The 25,244-nt window shown below is 34.4% G+C and carries 20 protein-coding genes and 1 other RNA gene; 20 read left to right on the forward strand and 1 reads right to left on the reverse strand.

All coding sequences use genetic code 11. From position 1 onward, the window contains the following. The first annotated feature begins 546 nt into the window (after positions 1 to 546). The 19 genes from secG (at position 547) to FEU33_RS01000 (ending at position 21,532) form a co-directional block, all read left to right on the forward strand. On the forward strand, positions 547 to 774 hold the full coding sequence (secG, locus tag FEU33_RS00910) for a preprotein translocase subunit SecG (RefSeq protein ID WP_146547586.1): 228 nt from the start codon (positions 547 to 549) through the stop codon (positions 772 to 774). A 247-nt stretch (positions 775 to 1,021) separates the two neighbouring features. Next, a complete protein-coding gene (locus tag FEU33_RS00915) occupies positions 1,022 to 1,768 on the forward strand; it encodes an alpha/beta hydrolase (RefSeq protein ID WP_146547587.1) in 747 nt (248 codons plus the stop codon). Positions 1,769 to 1,810: 42 nt separating this feature from the next. After that, positions 1,811 to 4,198, forward strand: a complete 2,388-nt coding sequence (gene rnr, locus FEU33_RS00920) for a ribonuclease R (protein ID WP_146547588.1) — start codon at positions 1,811 to 1,813, stop codon at positions 4,196 to 4,198. Between the two features lie 50 nt (positions 4,199 to 4,248). Continuing rightward, positions 4,249 to 4,716: an SsrA-binding protein SmpB gene (smpB, locus tag FEU33_RS00925; protein ID WP_146547589.1), complete on the forward strand. Its 468-nt coding sequence runs from the start codon at positions 4,249 to 4,251 to the stop codon at positions 4,714 to 4,716. Positions 4,717 to 5,198: 482 nt separating this feature from the next. Continuing rightward, positions 5,199 to 5,557: a transfer-messenger RNA gene (gene ssrA, locus FEU33_RS00930) on the forward strand. 587 nt (positions 5,558 to 6,144) lie between these two features. Then, positions 6,145 to 8,907, forward strand: a complete 2,763-nt coding sequence (locus FEU33_RS00935) for an AAA domain-containing protein (protein ID WP_146547590.1) — start codon at positions 6,145 to 6,147, stop codon at positions 8,905 to 8,907. A gap of 519 nt (positions 8,908 to 9,426) precedes the next feature. Beyond that, complete coding sequence (gene abc-f, locus FEU33_RS00940; protein WP_146547591.1) at positions 9,427 to 10,875, forward strand: ribosomal protection-like ABC-F family protein; 1,449 nt, start codon at positions 9,427 to 9,429, stop codon at positions 10,873 to 10,875. Between the two features lie 280 nt (positions 10,876 to 11,155). Continuing rightward, on the forward strand, positions 11,156 to 12,004 hold the full coding sequence (locus tag FEU33_RS00945) for an AraC family transcriptional regulator (RefSeq protein WP_146547592.1): 849 nt from the start codon (positions 11,156 to 11,158) through the stop codon (positions 12,002 to 12,004). A 204-nt stretch (positions 12,005 to 12,208) separates the two neighbouring features. Beyond that, complete coding sequence (locus tag FEU33_RS00950; protein WP_146547593.1) at positions 12,209 to 12,427, forward strand: YdbC family protein; 219 nt, start codon at positions 12,209 to 12,211, stop codon at positions 12,425 to 12,427. Positions 12,428 to 12,800: 373 nt separating this feature from the next. Next, positions 12,801 to 13,589, forward strand: a complete 789-nt coding sequence (locus FEU33_RS00955; RefSeq protein ID WP_146547594.1) for a HipA domain-containing protein — start codon at positions 12,801 to 12,803, stop codon at positions 13,587 to 13,589. 159 nt (positions 13,590 to 13,748) lie between these two features. Beyond that, complete coding sequence (locus FEU33_RS00960) at positions 13,749 to 14,126, forward strand: hypothetical protein (protein ID WP_146547595.1); 378 nt, start codon at positions 13,749 to 13,751, stop codon at positions 14,124 to 14,126. A gap of 268 nt (positions 14,127 to 14,394) precedes the next feature. After that, positions 14,395 to 14,835: a cell wall hydrolase gene (locus FEU33_RS00965; protein ID WP_146547596.1), complete on the forward strand. Its 441-nt coding sequence runs from the start codon at positions 14,395 to 14,397 to the stop codon at positions 14,833 to 14,835. 493 nt (positions 14,836 to 15,328) lie between these two features. Further along, positions 15,329 to 15,586 carry a hypothetical protein gene (locus FEU33_RS00970; RefSeq protein WP_146547597.1) on the forward strand — a complete coding sequence of 86 codons (258 nt, stop codon included), beginning with the start codon at positions 15,329 to 15,331 and terminating at the stop codon, positions 15,584 to 15,586. 635 nt (positions 15,587 to 16,221) lie between these two features. Continuing rightward, a complete protein-coding gene (locus FEU33_RS00975) occupies positions 16,222 to 17,184 on the forward strand; it encodes a helix-turn-helix transcriptional regulator (RefSeq protein WP_186731277.1) in 963 nt (320 codons plus the stop codon). 443 nt (positions 17,185 to 17,627) lie between these two features. Next, the gene (locus tag FEU33_RS00980; protein ID WP_146547599.1) at positions 17,628 to 18,065 is read left to right on the forward strand and encodes a DUF4352 domain-containing protein; all 438 of its coding nucleotides are present in this window, start codon (positions 17,628 to 17,630) and stop codon (positions 18,063 to 18,065) included. Between the two features lie 33 nt (positions 18,066 to 18,098). Continuing rightward, complete coding sequence (locus FEU33_RS00985) at positions 18,099 to 18,410, forward strand: hypothetical protein (RefSeq protein ID WP_146547600.1); 312 nt, start codon at positions 18,099 to 18,101, stop codon at positions 18,408 to 18,410. A 403-nt stretch (positions 18,411 to 18,813) separates the two neighbouring features. Next, the gene (locus FEU33_RS00990) at positions 18,814 to 19,242 is read left to right on the forward strand and encodes a zinc-binding metallopeptidase family protein (protein WP_146547601.1); all 429 of its coding nucleotides are present in this window, start codon (positions 18,814 to 18,816) and stop codon (positions 19,240 to 19,242) included. A 486-nt stretch (positions 19,243 to 19,728) separates the two neighbouring features. Then, positions 19,729 to 20,124 carry a DUF4391 domain-containing protein gene (locus FEU33_RS00995; protein WP_186731278.1) on the forward strand — a complete coding sequence of 132 codons (396 nt, stop codon included), beginning with the start codon at positions 19,729 to 19,731 and terminating at the stop codon, positions 20,122 to 20,124. Further along, positions 20,117 to 21,532, forward strand: a complete 1,416-nt coding sequence (locus FEU33_RS01000) for a site-specific DNA-methyltransferase (RefSeq protein ID WP_146547603.1) — start codon at positions 20,117 to 20,119, stop codon at positions 21,530 to 21,532. The genes FEU33_RS00995 and FEU33_RS01000 overlap by 8 nt, the downstream gene beginning before the upstream one ends. A gap of 36 nt (positions 21,533 to 21,568) precedes the next feature. Here the strand turns inward: FEU33_RS01000 and FEU33_RS01005 are convergent, their stop codons facing one another. After that, positions 21,569 to 22,180 carry a hypothetical protein gene (locus tag FEU33_RS01005; protein WP_146547604.1) on the reverse strand — a complete coding sequence of 204 codons (612 nt, stop codon included), beginning with the start codon at positions 22,178 to 22,180 and terminating at the stop codon, positions 21,569 to 21,571. A gap of 90 nt (positions 22,181 to 22,270) precedes the next feature. On the opposite strand from FEU33_RS01005, the gene FEU33_RS01010 reads away from it, so the two are divergent. Further along, complete coding sequence (locus FEU33_RS01010) at positions 22,271 to 25,078, forward strand: restriction endonuclease (protein WP_146547605.1); 2,808 nt, start codon at positions 22,271 to 22,273, stop codon at positions 25,076 to 25,078. Positions 25,079 to 25,244: the final 166 nt, after the last annotated feature.

Genomic DNA, 25,244 nt, shown 5'->3' on the forward strand with positions numbered 1-25,244 from the left:
TATCGTCAAAATACATAAGAAATGATAAAATAACAGAAAAGTGTGTAATTGATCTTATATATACAGGTGGTAAGCACCTAATACATGAAGATGTGAAGCTACTGAAATTCAATAATATCGTCATTTTTATCTTGATTCGGCAGGTATAAATGCCTGAGGAAAGAGAAGATCAAAGCCTGAGAGCATCGGTCCATGCGGCAACAGGTTCGTGACCAACATCGTGTTGCCCCCAAGGTTTCTGGCGATTGATAAAAATCTATCTTTTCTTTCATGATTGAAAAAACTGATTTTTATCGCAGAGGAATTGATGGTTTTTTCAATGACATTTTCTTTTAAGGTGCAAGTAACAAGCAGAGATAAGTATGAGATTGGTTATCTATTAAAGCTCGATTGATTCAAGCTTAACGAATACATAGTGAGGACGAAGAAAACTATTTTCACTTTCATGGCTTGAAAACGGATTAAATGTATAACTTCATTGTCATTACGTACAGTTTTTGGTAAGATGAAACTATTGTGATGTTTCGAATCAGGAGGTGGAACATTATGCATGCAGCGATTATGGCTTTACTTCTTATCGTGGCTATAGCATTGATTATCGTGGTATTGTTGCAATCTAGTAAGAGTGCTGGTCTTTCAGGAGCCATCTCTGGAGGAGCTGAACAACTTTTTGGAAAAACGAAAGCTCGAGGAGTAGATTTAATATTACATCGTATTACTGTCGTATTATCGATTTTATTCTTTGTACTAGCTATAGCAATCGCAAAAATCTAATGCACACTAAAAGCCGCCTGACCACTGTTGGTTAGGCGTTTTCTATATTTTGCTTTATAATATTAGATATAAAGGCGTTCATTTCAAAAAGTTAGCTGATGATGCTTTGTGACACCTGTTGAACCTGCATTAATAGGATCTCCAAAGGTTTAATTCAACTTGAAAGCGTCTAACTTTTTAACAAGGGATTGATTGAGAGTGGAACATGCCTGTTAAGCTATTCAATGATTAAGTAGGAGGCAACATCATGAACCCTGTTTTACCAGAACCATTTTTCTTCGAGGCTGGGCCTAGAGCTGTTTTACTGTTACATGGATTTACTGGAAATTCAGCGGATGTACGTATGCTTGGACGGTTTTTAGAGAAAAAAGGGTATACATCGCTGGCTCCACATTATAAAGGACATGGTGTGCCACCAGAAGAACTCATACATACAACTCCACAGCAATGGTGGCAAAGTGTACTTGATGGCTATCAAAAATTGCAAAATGCTGGATATAAAGAGATTGCCGTTGCTGGATTATCACTCGGTGGTGTTTTTTCATTAAAATTAGGTTATTCTTATCCAATTAAGGGAATTATAACAATGTGTGCACCAATGTCGATGCGATCAACCGATTTGATGTTTGAAGGTGTCATTCAATATGCAGAACGGTTTAATCGGCAGTTTGGCAAAAGCAAGGAAGAGTCTGAGGCGATTTTGGCATATATCAAAAAAATGGGAATGCCATCATTAAATGAATTACGTGAGTTCGTATATGAAGTAAGAGAACATGTGGATGAAATATATGCACCACTCTTTGTTGTACAAGGAAGAAAAGATACCGTTATTGATATAAAATCTGCTGAGTATATCTATGAACAAGCAGAGTCACATGAAAAATATATTAAATGGTATGAAGAATCTGGTCATGTGATTACATTGGACAAAGAACGAAAAAAATTGCATGAAGATATATACGCTTTTTTAGAATCACTTGATTGGTATGAGTAAAAAAGCACTGATTGCAAATGCTAATAGAAGGAGGGAAGAATGATGGATTTAGAAGGGTCGACATTAGAAGCAAGATTATTGAAATTTATGAGAGAAGAAGCATATAAGCCCTTAACAGTTGCAGAACTTGAAGAACAATTCGGTTTTCAGGATGCGGAAGAGTTCAAGCAACTTGTAAAAACGCTCGTAAAGCTTGAACAACAAGGTGATGTTGTCCGTACGCGTACAAATCGATATGGTTTACCCGAACGTATGAATTATTTACAAGGGCGTTTTATCGGTCACAGTAAAGGCTTTGGATTTGTAGCGCCTGATGAGGAAGGCATGGATGATGTTTTTATTCCTCCAACGGAAATCAATGGTGCTGTCAATGGGGATCGAGTGCTTATCCGCGTATCCAATACATCTTCTGGAGAAAGACGTGAAGGTGCTGTTATCAAGATCATTGAACGTGGAACCACTAAAGTCGTAGGTACTTTCCAATCAAATAAAGGCTTTGGATTTGTTGTACCAGATGATAAGAAATTATCAATGGATCTATTTATTGCCAAAGAAAATACATTAGGCGCCATGGATGGTCATAAGGTAGTAGCAGAAATCACGGAATGGCCAGGTACTCACCGTTCTGCAACTGGGATCGTAACGAAAATATTAGGTCATAAAAACGATCCAGGTGTAGATATTCTATCGATTATTCATAAGCATGATATAACGGTTGACTTTCCACAAGAAGTATTAGATGCTGCAGGTGCAGTGTCAGATGAAGTTTCTGAGAAAGATCGAGAGGGCCGTAGAGATCTACGGGATCAAACAATTGTGACCATTGATGGAGAATCAGCTAAAGACTTGGATGATGCTGTGACGGTCACCAAAAATGAGGATGGCACTTATAAGTTAGGTGTGCATATTGCGGATGTGAGCTATTATGTAACAGATGGTTCTGCCTTAGATCGAGAAGCGTATGATCGTGGAACAAGTGTATACTTGACGGATCGTGTTATACCAATGATTCCACATCGCCTTTCCAATGGAATCTGTTCTTTGAACCCGCAAGTTGATCGCTTAACACTTTCTTGTGAAATGATTATCAATGGAAGTGGACAAGTTATTCATCATGAGATTTTCCAAAGTGTTATTCGCACAACAGAACGTATGACCTATACAGATGTCTATAAAATTTTAGAAGAAGATGATGCAGCATTAAAAGAACGCTATGCACAGCTTGTGCCTATGTTTGAAGATATGAAAGAATTAGCCAAAATTCTTAATAATCGCCGTATGAAACGCGGTGCTGTTGACTTTGATTTTAAAGAATCCTATGTGATCGTCGATGAGAATGGCTGGCCGACTGATATAGCTCTGCGTAATAGAACTGTAGCAGAACGTATCATAGAAGAATTTATGCTGGTTGCGAACGAAACAGTTGCAGAACATGTCTTTCGCATGGACCTACCGTTCATCTATCGTATACATGAAGAACCAAAACCAGAAAAGTTACAGCGGTTCTTTGAGTTTATCACGAATTTTGGATTAGTTGTTCGGGGTACAGGGAAAACAGTTGAACCAAGAGCCTTACAGGAAATTTTAGATTCTGTGAAGGATGAACCGGAGTATCCTGTGATTTCGACCATGATGCTGCGATCAATGCAGCAAGCAAAATACAGCCCAGAATGTCTAGGACACTTTGGATTATCAACCGATTTTTATACACATTTTACCTCTCCCATCAGACGTTATCCCGATTTAATCGTTCACCGATTGATCCGTACGTATTTGATCAATGGTGATCAGAGTGCAAAGACCATTAGCTATTGGGGGGCTCGCATGGATGAAATCGCTGAGCATACCTCCAATCGTGAACGCCGTGCAGTAGATGCGGAACGAGATACCGATTCGTTGAAAAAAGCTCAATATATGGCTGATAAAATTGGTGAAACATTCACAGGTATCATTAGTTCCATTACGAATTTTGGGATGTTTATCGAGTTAGAAAATACAATCGAAGGCTTAGTGCATATCAGCAATATGACTGATGATTATTATAACTTTGATGACCGTCAAATGGTAATGATTGGCGAAAAAACAGGACGCATCTTCCACATTGGAGAAGAGGTAGAAATTCGTGTACTAGAAGTGAATATTGAGGAATCCTCCATTGATTTTGAAATTGTTGGGATGCCAAAAGCTCAACCTCGTACTCGTCGTCAAGCACCAGTGGTTATTCGTGCAAAATCTAGAAGTGGTGATCATGATAGAGGGGAAAAGGACAAAAACAGTAAGGAACGTAAATATAAACCAAGTGGACCAAAAGTAAACGGTAGAACACGTAAACAGGAAAGAAAAACTGCTGGCAAAAATGGAAAAGGTAAAAAAGCGTTCTATGAAGGAATCGCTAAGAAACAACAAAAACGCCGCAGAAAGAAAAGATAAGAGAAGAGTCTTTCACTCTTCTCGACCCCATTGTGAAGAGGTGAATCGATATGCCAAAAGGGACAGGCAAAGTTTTAGCACAAAATAAAAGAGCAGGATTCGATTACTATATCGAAGAAACCATTGAAGCAGGGATCGTTTTAAGTGGTACAGAAATCAAATCTGTTCGTAAAGGAAAAGTTCAATTAAAAGATTCTTTTATATTGATCCGTAACGGGGAAGCGTGGATCTCCAATATGCACATCAGTACGTATGAACAAGGAAACATCTTCAACCACGACCCACTTCGAGCCCGAAAATTATTGCTACATAAAAAGCAGATTATGCAATTGAACATAGATGTCAAACGAGATGGTTATACAATTGTACCGCTTAAAATGTACATAAAAGATGGTTACGCAAAACTATTGATCGGTCTAGGAAAAGGTAAGAAAAACTACGACAAACGTGCGGATATAAAGAAAAAAGAAGCCAAACGCGAAATGGCACGTGCCGTCAAAGCAAAAAATCAATACTAATATATACCACTTGAAGAATGACCTCATTTGTCATATACTTTAATTATAGCAATTAAGCCAGTTCACAGTATGCCAATCATACTGATCCGAAACGCTGAGCAATCAGCACCTTAATGGATTTGTGTATATACGATCCCGTATATAAAAATCCGTCCTTGCTGAGTGAGAAACATCTTTACGAACTCCTCACAGGAGAATTTTTAGACGCAAGTAATACGAGGAAGCAAATGAGAGAACACCGGAGCGTACTAAAGTACGTGAGGATGTGAACGAGTGAAGCTGACGAAGTAGTACGCCGCGGATAAAAATTTGACTGACTATGGGAGAAAGTAAAACGTTGTACAAAAGCTCACAGGAGAATTTTTAGACGCAAGTAGTTCGAGGAAACGAACGAAGAAGCACCGGAGTGTACTAAAGTACATGAGGATGCGACTGAGAGAAGTTGACAAAGAAATACGCCGCGGATAAAAATTCAATATTAAGGGGACGTTACGGATTCGACAGGGATGGTCTGAGCTTGAGTTGCGCGTCGGAGGTCTCGGCTTCGTCACCAACGGAAGTTATATAATAACTGGCAAACAAAACAACAATTTAGCTTTCGCAGCCTAGTCTGCTAGCTGCCTCCTCTCTCTATCGCCCATGTAGCGGGAACGAGGCTCAACTTCAGTGGGATACGGTTATAGATGCCACCTTAGTCTATAGCAGGAGATTTCAAGGTTAGTGCACAGGACGCCTGTTTGTCGGCATAATGCTGCACGAATCGCAAATAGACAAACTACACGCGTAGTAGCTGAAGTGTCAGAGTTTCTGGACGCGGGTTCGATTCCCGCCGTCTCCATAAGACGAAATCATAGAGTTTCAATGAGTGTCAAAATCCTTGATTTATAAGGATTTTGGCACTTTTTTTATTTCTTGGAGTTTAGATAAACATCGGACGAATCACAATTTGTTTAACCGATAGAATCTTGTATTCAATAGAGGGTGAAAGTCGGCCTCTCATAAAAATCCATTTTTAAATAAAAACGGTATAAATTTACTATAATATCAAGTTTAAATATAAAGAAGACATTTAATATGATCAAATATGATGAATTGATATTAGATAAGATAGGAAGAAGTTTAGTTCATTTTCTTGATAATAAAATGGCTTAAAAGTTTGAGAAAACAATAATGGCTGTTTATGATTTAGCAAAAGAAGCAGATATATTTATTTGCTTTGTTGATAAGCCTTCCAATAATTGAGAAATTTTTGATTAGTATTTATAATTAGTATAAGCGTAAAGTAATACAAGTCAATTCATGGGGTGGTATTATTTTCGCTTATTTTAAAAATTGCTATAACGCATGATAACATTCTAGTATATCGTTGATTATTTTATTGGTATAAATGTAATATATTGTTTATTTATATATTTTGGAGTTGATGATATGGATACAAACAGATTTTTGATTTTGGAAAAAGGAAAAAATATTACTTCTAAAGTAAAGTGTTGTAAATATAATTCAGAGACAAAGAGGTATGATGTGATCTTTTGTAACGATAAAACTTATTCATATAACTATCAGTCTATCGAATGTATACAGGATCCGGAGCCACTGAATCCTAAATCGATACATATAATTCACAATGAGCATGAGCTTTTTAACATTCAGAACATATATGTTTTTCACGGTAGAACGAAGGAATACTGGCATATACGTTTTTCAAATGGTATTGAAAGGACTTACGATAGGAGTGATTTGAAAATTATAAGATCATGTCTTAGTGAGGAGCAGGCACAAAATTGTATGGATTATTTGCGCCAGCTGGCAAAAATTAATGAACTCAAAAGTGAAGATGGGGAAACTCTTTTACAAAAGCAATATGAAAAGCTTGATTTTGTAGACGTTGATACTGCTATGGCAATTTATTTGGATCCTATTAAGCATAAAGTACGTACTTACAATAAGTCCAATCTTATCTTTCCATTTGGTGGAAATGAAAGCCAGTTTGAAGCGGTAAAAAATGCACTATGCAATCAGATAAGTGTAATACAAGGACCTCCGGGTACGGGCAAGACTCAGACGATTCTAAATATCATTGCCAATCTACTGGTAGACGGAAAAACAATGCAGATCGTTTCTAATAATAATTCTGCTACAGAAAATATATTAGAAAAACTAGCTTCCCCAAAGTATAATATGGATTTTCTTGTAGCACAATTGGGAAAGTCAGCTAACAAGAGGGCGTTTATTCAAGGACAAACAGGTCGTTATCCAAATTTATCTCGCTGGGAGAAGAGTACTGAAAAACAGGCTAGATTGCAGGAAAACATCACAAATCACATTGAAGAACTCACTAAAATATTTGATGATCAAAAACGACTTGCCCAATTACGATTGGAGCTGAATTCTTTGTTCTTGGAGATTAAGTATTTCGAGCAGTATTGCAATGAGAACGGTCTTGTATGCTCTAATATAAGACCCAAGCGTAGCCTCAAATCAGAAACACTCATGCAACTTTGGCAGGAATGTGATCAGTTTTCCGAAAAAAATCGTGCTATTTCATTCTGGTTCAAAATTAAAAGTGCTTTTATCTATGGCATTTCAGATTGGAAATTTTACAAAAATAACTTACCAACCATTATTACACTTTTTCAAAATTTATTTTATCAAGCAAGACGATTGGAATTAGAAAATGAAATAGCTATGTTGGAAAAATCCCTTGATGATACTAATGTTAAAAGAAAAATGGACGAGCTTACAAGTTGGTCTATGGATTATCTAATGGCGAGATTGTTTGAGAGATATGGGAACAAATCTGAGCGTATAATCTTTACTGATGAAGATTTATGGAGATGCCCAGATGATGTTGTAAAAGAGTATCCCATCATCCTCAGTACCACCTTTTCTTCTCGTAGTTGTCTAAAGAGAGTGACATATGATTACCTTATTATGGATGAGGCTTCACAAGTGGATATAGCTACTGGTGCTTTGGCTTTGTCTAGTGCTAAAAATGCCGTTGTCGTGGGTGATCTCAAACAGCTACCTAACGTGGTTAAAAATGATTTAAAAAAGCAGAGTGATAATATTTTCAATAACTACAATTTGCCACGAGGTTATTCCTTTTCTGAAAATAGCTTTTTAAAATCTATATGCAGTATTCTTACAGATGTGCCACAACAATTATTGCGAGAGCATTATCGTTGTCATCCTAAGATTATTGGTTTTTGCAATCAGAAATTTTATGACAATAAACTCATCGTCATGACAGAAGATCAAGATGAAAAAGACACGTTAACTGTGATTAAAACGGTCAAGGGCAATCATCAAAGAGACCACACAAACCAACGTCAGATTGATGTGACAATTCAAGAAGCCCTTCCGAAGTTAAGAAATGATAACAATCAAGAAGATATAGGAATAATCGCTCCTTATAGGAATCAGGTGAAAGCACTTGCTCAGCAGCTAAGTACAGATGATAAAATTGAAGTTGATACAGTTCATAAGTTCCAAGGACGAGAAAAAAACACAATTATTCTAACTACTGTGGATAATGAAGTCAAAGATTTTTCCGATGATCCTTACCTTCTGAATGTGGCTGTTTCTCGTGCTAAACAAAAGCTTTGCCTTGTAGTATCAGGGAATGTTCAGCCAACAGGTAGCAACATTGGCGATCTGATCGACTATATAGAATATAACAATTTTAAGGTTATGGATAGTAAAATCTATTCGATATTTGATCTTCTTTATCAACAGTATACAGCTGAGAGAATTGCTTTTTTAAAAAAACATTCCCGTGTCTCTGCTTATAATTCAGAGAATTTGATGTACGGTACAATCGTGGATATGTTGAACAATCGTCCTCAACTGTCCCTAAACGTTATTTGTCATCAGCCTCTTCATATGTTGATTAGAGATCCGAAAAGTCGTTTAAATGCAGATGAATATAACTATGCTATGAACAAGGCTACCCATGTAGATTTTTTAATTTATAATCGAATTAGCAAGAAAGCTGTCCTTGCCATAGAAGTAGATGGATTTCATTATCACAAACCGGGTACCTCCCAATATAAACGTGATCAAATGAAAGATCATATTTTAGAGCTTTATGGTATCAAATTTCTACGTTTTGCTACGAATGGAAGCAAAGAAATGGCACAAATAGGAAGGGCTTTGGATGAATATGAGAAAGACAGACAAAACTCATAGGTGCTTAATTTCATCAATAATCGGAAAGTCAGAGGTCAAAAAATATTCATCGAAGAACCTCTAACTTAAGAGAAGGAATAGTGGATGAAGAACGAGAATTAGCCTTTTTAAAAACTTGAATGTGATCTGAGTATAAAGCTATCAAGACGTCTAAAGGAAATAGTTGCATTTTCTTAGTAAACTATCTACACTGAATGTAATTTATAGGAGAGGAGGGTACGTTCATGCACAGTATCCGTCTACGCTAGTATCGCAATAAGAAAGCGACCCCACAAAATGTGGAGGCTTTTTTGTTGTGCTTGCGAAGATGGGCTGAGCGAGGCGTAGCCTTTTTATGGATGACGTTTTTTCGTCGCTGTCAAAGCACGCAACTTCTATATTTTTGTGGATGCGACCTGCTTTTTTATTGCCTTCCAAAGTATTTTTTTGGAGGATGATGAGCGTGCAACTATTATTATTCTTTTGATATCCATCTTTGACCAACGCATGATATAGGGCAACGATTGGAGGAATCCTTAGATGGATATACAATTTAAACTGGAAAATGTAGATGTAACGTATTTTGAAAAGACTATTTTGTCAATTGATCATTTGGCGATACACCAAATGGATCGTATTGGTATTGTAGGAGAAAATGGGGCAGGGAAAAGCACTTTATTGAAGTTATTAGCAGGTGTTATTGAACCAACAGCTGGTCATATTACAAAACCCGTACGCTTTGGATATTTAGGACAAAAGGAACCCCCGAAAGCGATGCCGGTTGAGCAAGAATGGTTAAGTCGTCTTCATGTTCCACAGCATGATGGATTAAGTGGTGGTGAGCAGACTCGTCTCAAGATTGCACAACTATTTAATACGTATCAAGAGTCACTTTTAATGGACGAACCAACAACGTATTTGGATGCGGAGGGGATTCAATGGCTTCAAGAGGAGTTACAGTATTATTACGGTACACTCATTGTTGTTAGTCATGATCGTGCATTATTAGATGCGCTTGTGACGATGATCTGGGAGGTATGTGATGGTCATGTGCATATTTACAAGGGAAATTATAGTGATTATGAAGTACAAAAGCAACGAGAACTTGAGTCACAGCAGCTTGCACATGAGCAATATCTGAAGGAAAAGACGAGACTTGAAAAGGCTGTGCAGGAAAAGGTAAAGAAGGCCGCAAAGGTTACTCAGTCGAGGGCAAAAGCAAAAGGAATGTCACCAGATCGATTGTCAGCTAGAAAATCGAAAGATACTGTGCAAAAAAATATGCACAAAGCAGCTAGGGCTATGGAACGCCGTATTGAGCAACTTGAGGATGTTGAGGCTGTTGTACAAAAATTAGCGATACGATTCCCTACCCAAACAGAACAGCTTGCATTGCACAACAAAGTGCCGATTTTAGCAAATCACTGGTCACTTGGCAATGTACTTGAAAAAACGAGCTTTCAATTTAACTTAGGTGAGCGTATTGCGATTACTGGGAAGAACGGGAGCGGAAAAACGACGCTATTGAATGCGATAGAAAGTCGTGCGGATGGTTTAGTCATCTCACCAAAAGTGAAATTCGGCTGCTTCCGCCAAATGAGTTATCAATTTGAAAATAATGAAACAGTTTTTGATTTTGTAAAAAATCGTTCAGAGTATGATGAAGCGTTATTATATTCAGTACTATATGAATTGAAATTTACAGGCAGTGATCTTGAAAAACATGCATGGGATTTGAGCGGTGGAGAGGCTATTCGTCTACGTCTTTGTGAATTATTTTTAGGATGCTACAATATTTTACTATTAGATGAACCAACGAATTTTTTAGATGTACCCACGATTCAAGCCTTAGAGTGCATGATGCTGGGATATGAGGGAACCATTTTGTTTGTCTCTCATGATCAGACCTTTATAAAAAATGTTGCGACCGCCCATTATGAAATCGTCGATAAAAAATTAGTCAATGTGGGGATCAAGTCATCTAAATAGCTAAAAGCAGTATCTGAGAAAATAAATTCAGTTATTGAAAAGTACGTATGAGTTTAAGTAAAAAGAAACAGCGGGCGTATAATTATAGATGCCAGTTACCTAAATAATTTAAGTAACAAATCAATATTATTTTGATGAAGAAATGATACATTTGGTAGACTTAAATTGCATTGGTGACTGGCATCTTATTAATCGTTGATGCATCCGATTTTTTTAGGCATGAAAAGTCGGATGAATAGTCCTTGTTTTATTTATAGTATAGGTTGAAGGAGATAAAATGATGGAATGGCTGGAAAGAATGAACAGGGTGTTAGATTATATTGAAGATCACTTGGAAGAAAAAATGGATTATAAGAAAATAGCACAAATCGCTTGCTGCTCGGAATATCATTTTTCAAGAATGTTTTCTTCTATAATAGGTATATCACTTTCCGAATATATTAGAAGAAGACGCTTAACGCTGGCTGCATTTGAAATACAAAAAAGTAATCACCGTATTACGGATATAGCGATGAAATACGGATATGATTCTGTTGATTCTTTTACAAGAGCGTTTAAAAAGACACATGGTTTAACACCAACTGCTGCCCGTGAAAAGGGAACGTCTTTAAAAGCCTTTCCGAAGATCTCTTTTCAAATATCTATAAAAGGAGATACAGAAATGGAATATAGGATTGAAAATGTAGATTTTGAGTTGAGAATTGTTGGAAAAGGGAAAACAGTAAAAACAAGTAGAGCCTTTAAAACGATCCCAACGCTTTGGAGTACTGCTAGAAAAGATGGATTGATGGATAAACTGATAGACATGTCATGGGAAAATCCTAAATGTATGCTTGAAAGCCTTTTAGGGGTTTGTGGAAAAGAAGCAGCAATTACAGATGAACATTTTACTTATTTCATGGGTGTTCGCTATGATGGTGAATCTCCAGAGGATCTGGAAACATTGATTATTCCTAAAAGTACATGGGCTGTTTTCCCGAATATTCCTGAAGCGTGGAAAAGACTGTATTCCGAATGGGTGCCTACTTCCGGATACGAACTTGCTGATCTGCCATGCATAGAATGCTATTATCCGCCCAAACATAAACCAGGACATGAACTTTGGGTACCTATCATACCGAAAAAATAGTAGAGATGATGGAATTAAACTGACTAATAGGCGAATAACCATTGAATAACAGAAATGCTAAGGATAAAAATGATTCGACTGATAAAACTTTATCTTCTTAGATATAAGCGATTCAAAAAGAATATGGTACGATTGAAAATGATTAAATTCGAAAAAGAACAGTGGAATATACGAACCGCTGTTCATAGATGAGGTGTTGAAGGCATGGCAGATATCAAATTTGAAATAGTCGAACATATTGGAGTCCTTTCCGAATCAGCAAAAGGATGGACCAAAGAGTTGAATGTCATCAGCTGGAATGGCAAAGAGCCTAAATACGATTTACGAGATTGGGCGCCAAATAAGGAGAAAATGGGGAAGGGCATTACACTATCGAATGACGAATTTGAGGCGCTAAAGAATTTAATAAAAAATTCTATTTAGAGAGAGGCAAAAAGTCATCTCTCTTTTTGTAAAAGTGCGATTTTGTAATAGCCTAAATATTGGTACCTATTGCCGTATTTTCAGGGTGTTTCATTAACAGATTATATAAATTTGAATACATAGTAAATCAGCATTTTTTAAATGTACATTGTTAATTGTGACCATCAATTGAGCTAAAGCATTTTTTCGCCTCTCTTTATATTTAACGACACTTCATTTCTGGTAGATAATCAACATGTAAAAATATGTAGTGTGTTTCAGCATCCTTTAATGGATAATTTTGTTGTTTTGCTTGCTGTTTGTGTTCTTCTATAATTTAGCTATGATAAAATCAAATCAACAGAATTTATAAAATGAGAGAAAGGAGTTTTCAATGGAAATTATCAAAATTCCAGCAAATGCTGTTCAAATTATTAGTACGTCGAGTAAAGGCGACCAATCAAAATGGCAACTTGAAGAACGATGGATTAAACAGAATACACGTGGATATGAAGGACAAGCAGAAGTTTTAGCCTCTCTCATTCTTCAATGTTCTACACTATCTTCAAATAATTATGTGAAATATTATCCTTGTAAAATTGAATTACCTGATGGAACAAGACAGCAAGGATGCTATTCTTACGACTTCCGAGGAAAACTACAAGAAGTAACATTAGAACATTTATTTGAAGTGAACTTTACATCAACAGATGCTATTTTAAATAGTCAGGAGTGTGCAGCACGAAAGTTTGAACAATTGATGAGTCAAGTGGAGCAATTTACCGGGATGAATGTACGGGAAGATATTGCGCGACTTTTCGCATTCGATGCATTGATCTTAAACGAAGACCGTCATACGAATAATATTTTATTCCTTTATGATCCTATTCATCACTCGTGGCAACTTGCTCCAATTTTTGATAATGGACTAAGTTTGTTATCCGATGAAAAAGATTACAAAATAGGGACTCCTATTAGCGTTTTAATTCGCCAAGTAAAAGCAAAACCTTTGACCTCTTCTTTCTCCAAACAATTAAGGCTTTACACAGGCGAACCATTCATTGATAAAGCAAAATTATTAAAGCAGTTAGAGGAAACAGATATAGATTTTGGCAGGGCGAAAGAGGTGTTGTTGGTACAATTGCGAAATCCGGCTTTTGCTCACTTATTTATCCCGCTTTAACGGGCAGTAAGACCCCCCATTTCAAGATATAGAGAGAAACGAGGAAGATAGATGGGGGATCAACTGCCCGTAAAAGTCCGATTGTTTAGCTAACCATCAGCGGGGGATGAAGAAAATCCCCACTGATGGAGTTTCACTTTATAGATGGAGATGATCGTAATGATTGATTACATGACGTTTGATGTGATGTGGATGGATAAGGTAATTGCTCATGTAGAGCTGAAACCAAAAGATGGTGGTTCACCCTATGTCATCAATTATATTCATGATTTTAATAAACAGTTTTCTCCGAATATGGAAGGACATATTTCTCTTGAAGAAATGGAGCGTTGGTTAAAATGGCGCGTATTTCCTCCTACACGGGCAAATGCAGATGAATTATTGGCTTCGCTTGGTCTGAATAGCTATAATCGTTGGGCGATTGTTCAAAAAACACATGGTGTCATGGCAGATGACGAAATTTGGCTTCGATTCAAAGGTGAAACTTTAACACACAAAGATGTTTGTCTTCGCCAATATCTCTACTATCCTAAATAAGCATAACCATTATTTTCTTCTCAATATGCATAAGAAAGAATACTTGAAGCGTTCATTTCAAGATGTATTTCTTTATTAAGGCATATTAAATGAAATCGGGATGTAGTCTAGGGGTGTCACTTAAATATTGTGTATACCACTGCTTTTTTGATGCCAATGCAAATCTGATACGCTTGATCAAGTTACTTAAATATTATGTATACCGCTTCTACATTCACAATGACATCAATTTTGTTTTTATTTCATAGTATAGATTTGAGGTGAATAGATGCCAAGAGTCAAATACAGAAATTCAGATGTGGATTTAGTCGCGAGGATGATGAGAGCAGAGGCAGAGGGGGAAGGAAATCAAGGAATGTTGTACGTTGGCAATGTGATCGTCAATCGCCTTGTTGCAAATTGTTTGGATTTTGAAGATTTAAGGTCCATTGATGATGTCATTTTTCAGATTCAAGGTGGAAATTATTCGTTTGAAGCGGTCCAGAAGGGGAATTCATTTTATCAAAGGGCAAGGCCAAATGAACAAAGATTAGCAAGACAAACTTTGGATTATTGGCGAGATCATCCAGCCAAATATGCTCTCTGGTACTTCAATCCATATGCGCCATGCCCGCCAACATGGTATGGTCAACCTTTTACGGGCCAGTTTAAAAATCATTGTTTCTATGAGCCAGCCGCCGGCACATGTGAAAGTGTCTATATGGGGTAGGTTATTTAGAAATTATTATCAGTGCTGCATTTAGATTTTTACTGCATATATAAGCCTAATTTTTGAAGTGGGTAGGACGGATTTTAGCTAAAATAAGCAAAGGCATTTCTGTTTGAAAATTTTTTCAGCTAATTATTAGTCGCATAACAAAAATAGATAGGGCACAAAGCTCTATCTTTTTTGTTGTTTAAATATTGGCGTACATGATTTAGAACGCTTAAATGCTCATTATGGATCACGTAGAGAGTGATTTATTGACAAAAGAGAAAGCAAGCGAATTGGCTGAAATACTACAGGAACTTCAGCATACCTACCAACAACTACTCATTCTAAAGTATTATATGGAACTATATTAAATTTGTAGTTGTCGTTACGGCAAGCAACTCTAATTGAAGTTACCCAAAAATTGCTGGGAAAGTAACAATACAAATCTATAAAAAATGAATCTAAACATGATAGTATAGATGTATAAAGATCATTGGAGGTGACTCATATGAAATGGGAAGATGTATGCCAAGCGTTTCCAAAACAATGGGTGTTGATTGAAGCTGTAGAAGCTTATACCAATGAGGAATGTGAACGAATTTTAAAAGAAGTTACGCCATTAAAGAAATTTTCTAATTCTCCAGATGCTATGAAAGCTTATCAGGAACTTCATCGTGGAAATCCATCTCGCGAACTATATGTTCTCCATACAAATCGCAAGAACCCCCATATTATTGAGAAAAAATGGGTAGGTGTTAGACGATAGTGAAAAAATTGATTATTAAAGATTAGATGTTAGTCACTCAGACAACTTTTTAAAAGATAGCGATCATTCGAAATAGATGAATAACTAAATTTGTCCAATCCACGAGAAATGCAATCCAATCCATGAAAGCCCCCCTTCCAGTCTACAGAGAAATAATTCTAGCCATGGAGAATCTATGCCAATCCACGTCAAAAAACAGTTCTATCCACAGAGAAATGCTGCCAATCCACGAAAAAAACAGTTCTATCCACGGAGAAACGATGTCAATCCACGAAGAAAACAGTCCAATCCATGGAAAACCTATGCCAATCCACGCCCAAATGAATTTTAACCACGAATGAGAAAATTTAAGTCCTCACTTCATTCAATTTTTATTTCAAGTATTCAACGAATGGGTGATTCGACCAATTCCATTTTATAAAACAACCCCATGATTCCAATGAATGTAAATAAATAGAACAAACAAAAAATTCCAAAAGCCCATTGACGAACCTATCATTATTTACATATATTAGAATAGATACTAGGAACTATATGAGGTAGTATGCTAGAAATTTAGGAAAATATCACATGCTAATAAATTCGGTATGGTCTATAACAAAAATAGGATAAAAGGTGATTGAATGAGTGAGAAAATGAATAAACAAAATATTCGCTTACTAACGCTTTTCGATAAATTGAAAAGTGGAAAATTCTTTAGAAAGTCAGATGAAGCCACTCGATTTAATGTAAGTGAAAAAACGATTCAACGAGATATTGATGATATAAGAGAGTACTTAGGGATTGAATATCCTGGAAGTTATTTAGATTTTAATCGAAAAGAAAAATACTATTTTATCAATCGTCAAAAACCCAAATATATTTCATCCCAGGAGCTGCTGGCAATCGTTAAAATCTTAATGGATTCAAGAGCTTTTCCAAAGGAGGAAATGCATCAAATTATTGATCGCTTACTCGATTTATCTGTCAATGAAAACAAAAAACTAATTGAAAGTATTATCAGCAATGAAAAATATTTATATGAAAGCCTGCAAAATAGTAAATCGATCTTTGAAACACTTTGGGAGTTAGGAAAATCGATTGATACTAAAAATGTCATTCAAGTATCGTATAAAAAGGAAAATGAAGATCTTGCCAAAACAAAAATGTTGAAACCAGTGGGTCTCATTTTTTCAGAATTTTATTTTTATCTCATCGCTTATGAAGCAAATGAAGATCTCGATTTTCCAAAAACTTATCGTGTTGATCGAATCGAGGATATTACAATACTGACCACAAAGTTTAAAGTCCCTTATAGCGATCGCTTTCAAGAAGGCGAATTCAAAAAAAGGGTTCAATTCATGTACAGTGGGGAACTATTACATATCAAATTCAGATATACGGGCTGGTCGCCACAAGCCATATTAGACAGACTGCCAACCGCAAAAATTATTCAACAAGATGTCACAGGCGTTTATTTTACAGCAGAAGTCTTCGGGGAAGGCATCAAGATGTGGTTATTAAGCCAAGCAGAATATATAGAAGTACTCGAACCCGCACATTTTCGAGAAACGATAGCCCAAACCATTAGAAAAATGCATGATTTGTATGAGGAATAATAGAATTTTATGAATGAGAAAATCCACTAGTTTTTATAGACAAGCTACTAATCTATATAAATTTTGTAAGAAAAAATTGATAACAACAAGAAGATGGACATAATCTGTCCCTAACGTTTGATAGGATAAATAATGAAAGAAGGATGGAGTGCATATTTAAAAAATACTCATCATGTAATGGAGGGATCTGAAAATAATTAAAAAAGGGATGAAAAATGCATACTAGCAAAATGAATAATAAACGATTCATTTTTAGAAATGTGAATAGGTGCGGATTCCTTTTTTATTTTAATGTAAATAAATATAAAATATGTACTATTTATCCTTAAAAATTTTTTCAAACATTAGGAGGCAAGTATATGAGTAAAATCATAAAATTGGTTGTTGTATCTGCGTTATTAATGGGTATTTTAGCTGCTTGCGGTGAAGCTGAGGTCAAATAAGTGGACCACAGTGAAAAAAAGACTGAAAAGGAACAGAAAAAAGCGCCGGCATTTTATCATATAGGCGATACAGTTTCTGTTGATGGTATGGAGATACAATTAATTTCTGCAAAATTTGTGAAGCCAGCCGAATATTCCGAACCTGAAAAAGGAAAGGTTTTGGAGATCGAAGTAAGTGCTAAAAATAATAGCTCGGATAATGGCTTTGTAGATGACACAGAATTCACCATTTCAGATGCAAAAGGCAATATGCATGAAGAATATTTTGGATTCGACTACACTTTTAGCGGAGAAGTCAAAAAAGGAAAAACAATGACAGGGAAAATTGCTTTCGATGTCCCAAGCTCCACTGAATACGAATTATATTATGAACCATCTTTCTCATTAAAAAACAATGCCGAAATCAAGTTCAAACTCAAAAATTCAGAATTAAAATAAAAGTTTTAACCAATTAGAAGGGAAGAAAGAAACATGAAAATTTGGGTAGCAGTACTAGCCATTTTAGGTGGACTATCAGGGCTAGCAAGCGGCTTTCTAGTAACCGCTTTTGGAGCAGGATTCGGAGAAGAAGCAATGGCAAATGACGGCGCAACCGTTTTCTGGTTATCCGCACTAGCCATCTTCTTAGGATTCATCGCATGGAAATTCAACAAAATTGGCGGCATCGGACTCATTCTAATCTCAATTTATGGCCTATTCGCAAATGGCCTATTCTTCATCGTCGCCTTCATCTTCTTAGTGATTGCAGGGATCTTGGCGTTTCGGATTAGAGCAACAGTTTGATGTAGAACGTATTGTGTAAGAAAAGGATTTCTTTGTTTAATATGCTTATTAATAACAAAGAAATCTTTCTTTATAAATATATTTAGTTGGCATAGCAATAAAAATAGAGATTAAAAGTGTACTATTTTTGAGCATTGATTTATTGTGATGAATTATAGATTGACTGAATAAATTATAAAATATTGAAGATCTAATTTAAATAATTAACAGTAAAATGAAGAAGATACATAATTTGTAGAAATGTATGCTAAAATAATATTAGAATTTTCTTATTAATTATCAATTATACTTGAGGATGTGATAATTTGAGGGTGAATTTATTAAGTTTTATGGAAAAATCTATTGGATTTGAAAAAAGATAGAACAACAATTTGTTGATGTAAAGATTATTAGTGAAGTGACAATGGACAGTTATTTATATAATGATGTCATAGTAACTTTAAAAAACTATTTTGCTGCAAATAAAGAGTACAGCAAAACTATTTGTGAAAAAGTATGGTCACTAGCTCCTAAAACAATGTTATTAGCAACTGTGACATTTGCAATAGAACAATATAAGGGGAATTTTTGGTCAGATTTTGGAAAGACAATTGAATTATATGAACATAATTTATGGAGAAAAAATTTCATGAAAGCTCTTAAAAAACAAAATATGTATATTTTTAAGGGGAGTTCAATACAACGTTATATTCGAAATATATTAGGACACGCAGGTATTCCGAGATCTCAAGTGAAACCATTTGTAAATAATATCATCCTACCTGCAATTGAAAATGATTATAGTGCAGAAGAAGTCCAACAAATTATTGTAAAAGCGGAAAACTACAACTAGCAAACTATACCATTTGGTACATTAAGCAAGTATCAGCTAGATAGCTGGCTGAAGGATGAGGTAGGAAGTACTTGTTCGAGAGTAGAGATAGAAGAAGTCGATTGAATCGAAGAACTGCAAAAGAAACTCGCAAAAGCTTCCACGCAGATGAATATTTAAAAATTGCGAAAGAAATAGGCATCGAAAACCTCGATGATGACCAAAAATAGCAAATGTTTAAATGGATTTGCAAGCAAATACACTTAAAACCGTCCATTTTTCTTCTATTCTCTGATATTGCCTCAAGAATAGAAAGTTTGGGATAGTCACGTAATATGTAAAAAGTTTGTGAGTAAGCTATACTTTTAATGATTCTTGGAATAATTAATAATAAAGTCCATAAATATAAGAAAATATCATGCAAAATAATTGCTGCAATTAACTTTATTGGAGTTTTTACGTTATGATAGACTAATAATACATATGAAATTCGAGGATTGTTTCCCAATGCTAAGGGTAAATAAAACCAATCTACTCCAATTAATAAAGGCATTAGTAAAATATAAAATCTATTTCCCAAATGTTGATATTTCAATAGAGAAATATCTATCCCAATTGACTTTTGGTAAAATAGATACGTTTGATTTAAAAAGCTATTATTATATGTTTATCAAAAGGATTGTAGACTTACAGCTAAAAGAGCAATATCAAGTAATATCAAAAACTGCTTTAGAGAATCACTTGCTAGAACGAGTTCAAACATTAGATAAAGAAATTCAAAACTTAGTATCTCAGGCTAAAAAAGAAAAACAAATGAATAAAAGAATTGCTCTACAAGTTGAAGTAAACAAATTAAAAGATAAAAAAGCAAAATTATTAAGAATGGAGAATGAAAATGAGTAAACAAATGTCAGGAGAATCACTAGACATCACTCGACAAAATATCCAAAAGCTTAAAGAATTATTTCCGGAAGCTTTAACAGAAGGAAAAATTGACTTTGACTTATTACGTACCATTTTAGGCGACGAAGTTGAAGATAATAACGAGCGCTATTCATTTACGTGGAACGGAAAGAAAAAAGCAATTTTAGGTGCTCAAAAACCATCAAAAGGTACTTTACGACCAGATAAAGAAAAAAGTAAAAACTTTGATATGACAGAAAACTTATATATTGAAGGAGATAATTTAGAAGTATTAAAGCTTCTTCAAAAATCTTATAATAACAAGATTAAAATGATTTATATTGATCCGCCATACAATACTGGCAATGACTTTGTTTATAAGGATGATTTTAAGAAAAGTATTGATATTTACTTGGAACAAACTGGACAAGTGGATAGAGAAAGAAATAGATTGTCAACAAATACAGAAAATAATGGACGATTCCATACAGATTGGTTAAATATGATGTATCCTCGATTAAAGTTAGCTAGAAATTTACTTGATGATTTAGGTGTAATTTTTATTTCGATTGATGAAAATGAAGTAAATAACTTAAAGAAAATGTGTGATGAGATTTTTGGTGAAATAAATTTTATTGCTCAAATTACCACGTTATGCAATCCAAAAGGAAGATCTCAAGATAAATACTTTGCAACAAATCATGAATATATATTAATTTATTCAAAATCAATTCTTGAAAAGGGATATTTTTCTATTGATAAAGATACATCTCAAATATTAAATGAATATCCTCAAAAGGACGAATTAGGTAATAGATATAGATTGTTGGAACTTAGAAATACACACCGAGAATTTGGAAAACATAATCGTAAAAATCTTTACTATCCTATTTTCGTTGATCCATTAACTGGGGCAATTTCTATTGAAGAAGTATCACATTTTATTGGTGTTTTCCCTAATTGGGAAGATGGATTTGAAGGGTGTTGGACATGGGATAAAAATAAGGCTAAATTAGACAAACATTTATTAGTTGCTAAGAAAGTTAAAGGAAAATGGAAAATTTATAGAAAAAGTTATGCTCATGGCGCAACAAAAATGTTAAAGACTATATTTAATGAAAAAGAATTTTATACTGAAAAAGGGCAAAATAATTTTTCACAACTTTTTGAAACAAAACATAAAATTTTTCAATCTCCAAAATCAGTAGATTTAATCAAAACATTAATAATGACTACAGTTAGTAAAAAAGATACTATAATGGATTTTTTCTCGGGCTCTGCAACAACCGCACATGCTACAATGCAATTAAATGCTGAAGATGGAGGAAAGCGTAAAGGTAGTTTGTCGAATTTGGTGTCCTTCAAATATTCGAATAACCGATTTAATTACTTCATCTTGATATGTTAAATCTTTAAATTGGATTTTCACTTTTCTCACTCCCTCTTAAATTGTTAGTAAGTTATCTTCCGGGTATCCTGCGTCTTTTAACAACTCAAAACAATTTAATTTTTCGGAGTCATGTCCATTAAAGCCAGTATCTTTAAGAACAACTGTACTTGTTTCAATACCGTATTCATCTCTTTTACGAATAATCGCTCTTGCTATATTACAATCAATATGATTATCTAAACAAATAAATAAATTTCCATATGCAATATCATAAACATTTTTACTATCAACTTGGAAAATATTTACTGGATAAATTAATTCCAATCCGTTCTTTAACATAATTTCATATACAACATCTAATTCAGAACGCCCTTCAACAAAAACATCTGCATAGTTATCTAATGTTATTTCAAGATTATCAAAATCAGCATTCCATTCTCTAATGTTCGATCTATCCAGTTTTAATACTTTAAAACCAATATCCATTGATTCTGGATCCACTATATTTTCATCTAACATTCCAGCTTTTTCTTGTTGTTCCACCAACTTAGCCTTGATTTTTTCACCTGCCCGTCTGATACGCTCTTCACCGATATCACAAATGGTATGGTAGCCGTCTTTATAGCCCACAGAATTTTCATCTAATAATTCTGGCAATTGCACCATTATAAACTTACGCTTTCCTCCAGCGATAGACAGGGAAAATTTTTTGGAGACAAAGGAATAGGAAATAAAGTTGTCTATAATTATTCAAAAATGTTACAAAATGTACAACAAATTCAAATTGATAATGGTATTCCTATTTCAGAGAAACTGTCCTCAACATTTCCCCAGTTTAATATCGAAATGGAAACTGGAACTGGTAAAACATTTGTCTATTTAAAATCCATACTAGAGTTAAATCGTATATATGGTTTTACAAAGTTTATTATTGTTGTCCCTTCTGTGGCCATTAAAGAAGGAGTCATGAAAACATTAGAGATGACAAAAGCTTATTTTAAAACACAAATGAATGGAATTATTTACCATTACTTTATATACAATAGTCGTTATTTGAATGAAATCCGTAATTTTGCACAAAGTGAAGAAATTGAAATTATGGTTATTAATATTCAAGCTTTCTCAAAAGGGAAGAAGAATGAAGATAACATGAATATCATTTATCGTACGGATATGGATTTACTGTATGGAATTGCACCAATTGACTTAATAGCTGAAACAAATCCGATTGTTATCATCGATGAACCCCAAAGTGTTGATAATACCGAAAATGCAAAAAAAGCAATAGCTGCTTTAAATCCTTCTGTTACGTTTAGATATTCTGCAACACACAAAAATACAGAATATCCGCTATTGTATAAATTAGGACCAGTTGAAGCTTATCAAAATGAGTTGGTGAAACAGATTGAAGTAGCAGGTATAAAAAATGATGTTGACGGAAATGAAGCATATTTAAAACTATTGAACGTAAAAGCTCAAAAAAATTCAATTACAGCAATTGTTGAAATGTATGTGAAATCAAAAAACGACATAGATAAAAAAGAAGTTAAATTAAAACAAGATGATGATTTGTACATTAAGTCGAAGAGAATTTCTTCTTACGAAAAAGTAGGTTTTGTACAAAATATATCTGCTGAACCGGGAAATGAGTATATTGAGTTTTCGGGACAACCTTCTATTATTCGTCTAAGTGAGAAGATTGAAAATGATCGCCAAATCAAACGTGGTCAAATTCGTAAAACAATTGAAGAACATTTAGATAAAGAATTACGTTTAAATCCTAAAGGTATCAAAGTTCTAAGTCTATTTTTTATAGATAATGTAGCAAATTATCGCCAATATGATGCGAATAATAATCCGATAAAAGGTGAATATGCAAAAATCTTTGAACAAGAATATGAAAAACTGATTAAAAAGGATAAATACAAATCTTTACGTGATCAATCTGTTCCTGTAGAAGAAGTTCATGATGGATACTTTGCACAAGACAATAAAGGGAAGATAAAAAACACAAGTGGTGATAGTCAGGCAGATGAAAGTACGTATCAAATTATTATGAAAGATAAGGAAGACTTACTTACCTTTTATGATGAAGAAAAAGGTAATGTCAAAAAAGCAAATAAATTACGTTTCATTTTCTCTCACTCTGCTTTAAAAGAAGGTTGGGATAATCCGAATGTTTTTCAAATTTGTACGTTAATCGAATCAAAGGATACCATAACAAAACGTCAAAAAATTGGACGTGGCTTACGGATAGCAGTAAACCAAGATGGTGATCGTGTGCCTGGCTTTGACGTGAATACCCTAACAGTTATGGCAAATGAAAGCTACAACGAATTTGCAAAAGGACTTCAAAAGGAATATGAAGAAGAAGGAGCGCAATTTGGGGTATTTGATGACCAAGAGTTTAGCACGATTATCATTAATATTGATGAACAAACAGGTATTAAAGAAGTACTAGGACATGAAAAATCAAAGGAACTTATACAATTCTTTAAAGATAAAAAATATCTTGATAACAAAAATAAAGGAACAGAAACACTAGCAAAATCATTAAAAGATGACACTTTTGAAATACCTGAAAGCATATCTTCTATCAGTGAGAATATGACTGAAAAAGTAAAAGCGATGATTGAAAAGAAATTTGATAGCAATAAAGTGAAGATAAAGGATCATGACGACCGCGTAAAAGTTAAGTTGAAAAAAGAAGCTTTATCAGGGCCATTTTTAGAACTATGGGATCGCATTAAATATAGAACTAATTATTCTATTAATTTTGACTCACAAAAATTTGTTAAGAATGTTGTAGAAGAACTGTCAGATGAATTAGAAGTTCGTATTGCCAAATTAGAATATCTAAAAGCTAATTTAACAAATGACAAATCTGGAATCAGTGTAGCAAATGAAAGAATAACAGGTTTTGAAGAGTCAGAAGAAGAATATGAAGAAGTACCAGATATACTATCTTACTTACAAAATGAAACAAAGTTAACAAGAAAAACGTTGATTGCTATTTTAAAAAAGAGCGAAACATTAAGAGATTTTAAACGTAATCCGCAAATGTACATGATGGAAACGGCTAGAATTATTAATGTAGCTAAGAAAAGAACAATGGTAGCCGGCATCAAATACGAAAAGATGGCAAATAGTGAATTTTATGATCAAAAGCTATTTGTAACTGATGAATTAAATAGTTATAAAGAAAATACAATAGAAGTGAAAGATAATCGTTCACCATACGATCACATTATTTATGACTCAAAAGTAGAATTGGACTTTGCTAAAGAATGTGAGCAGGATGAGAATGTAAAATTCTATATCAAATTACCATCTTGGTTCAAAGTTAAAACCCCTCTCGGACCATACAATCCAGACTGGGCCATTTTACTAGAGAAATTTGGCGAAGAAAAACTATACTTTATCGTAGAAACAAAAGGTAGTACATCCACAGGTGATCTAAGACCTGTAGAATTAGCGAAGATTAAATGTGGGGAAAAACACTTTAAGGCTATCAATACCGGAGTTATATTCAAGAAAGAAACTAGTAAAAGAAATATTTACTAATAACTATTACTTAAGCACACACGATTGACTCTTATGTCGTGTGCGCTTTCTTATATTATGAAATTGGTACTTTAGTAAAAATTAGTTATAAAATATTATAACATTTTACTGAATACATAATATTTAGGTATTGATATGGTTAAAAATATTCAAACAATATGATAAG

Source organism: Rummeliibacillus suwonensis (assembly GCF_007896435.1).
Lineage (GTDB): Bacteria > Bacillota > Bacilli > Bacillales_A > Planococcaceae > Rummeliibacillus > Rummeliibacillus suwonensis.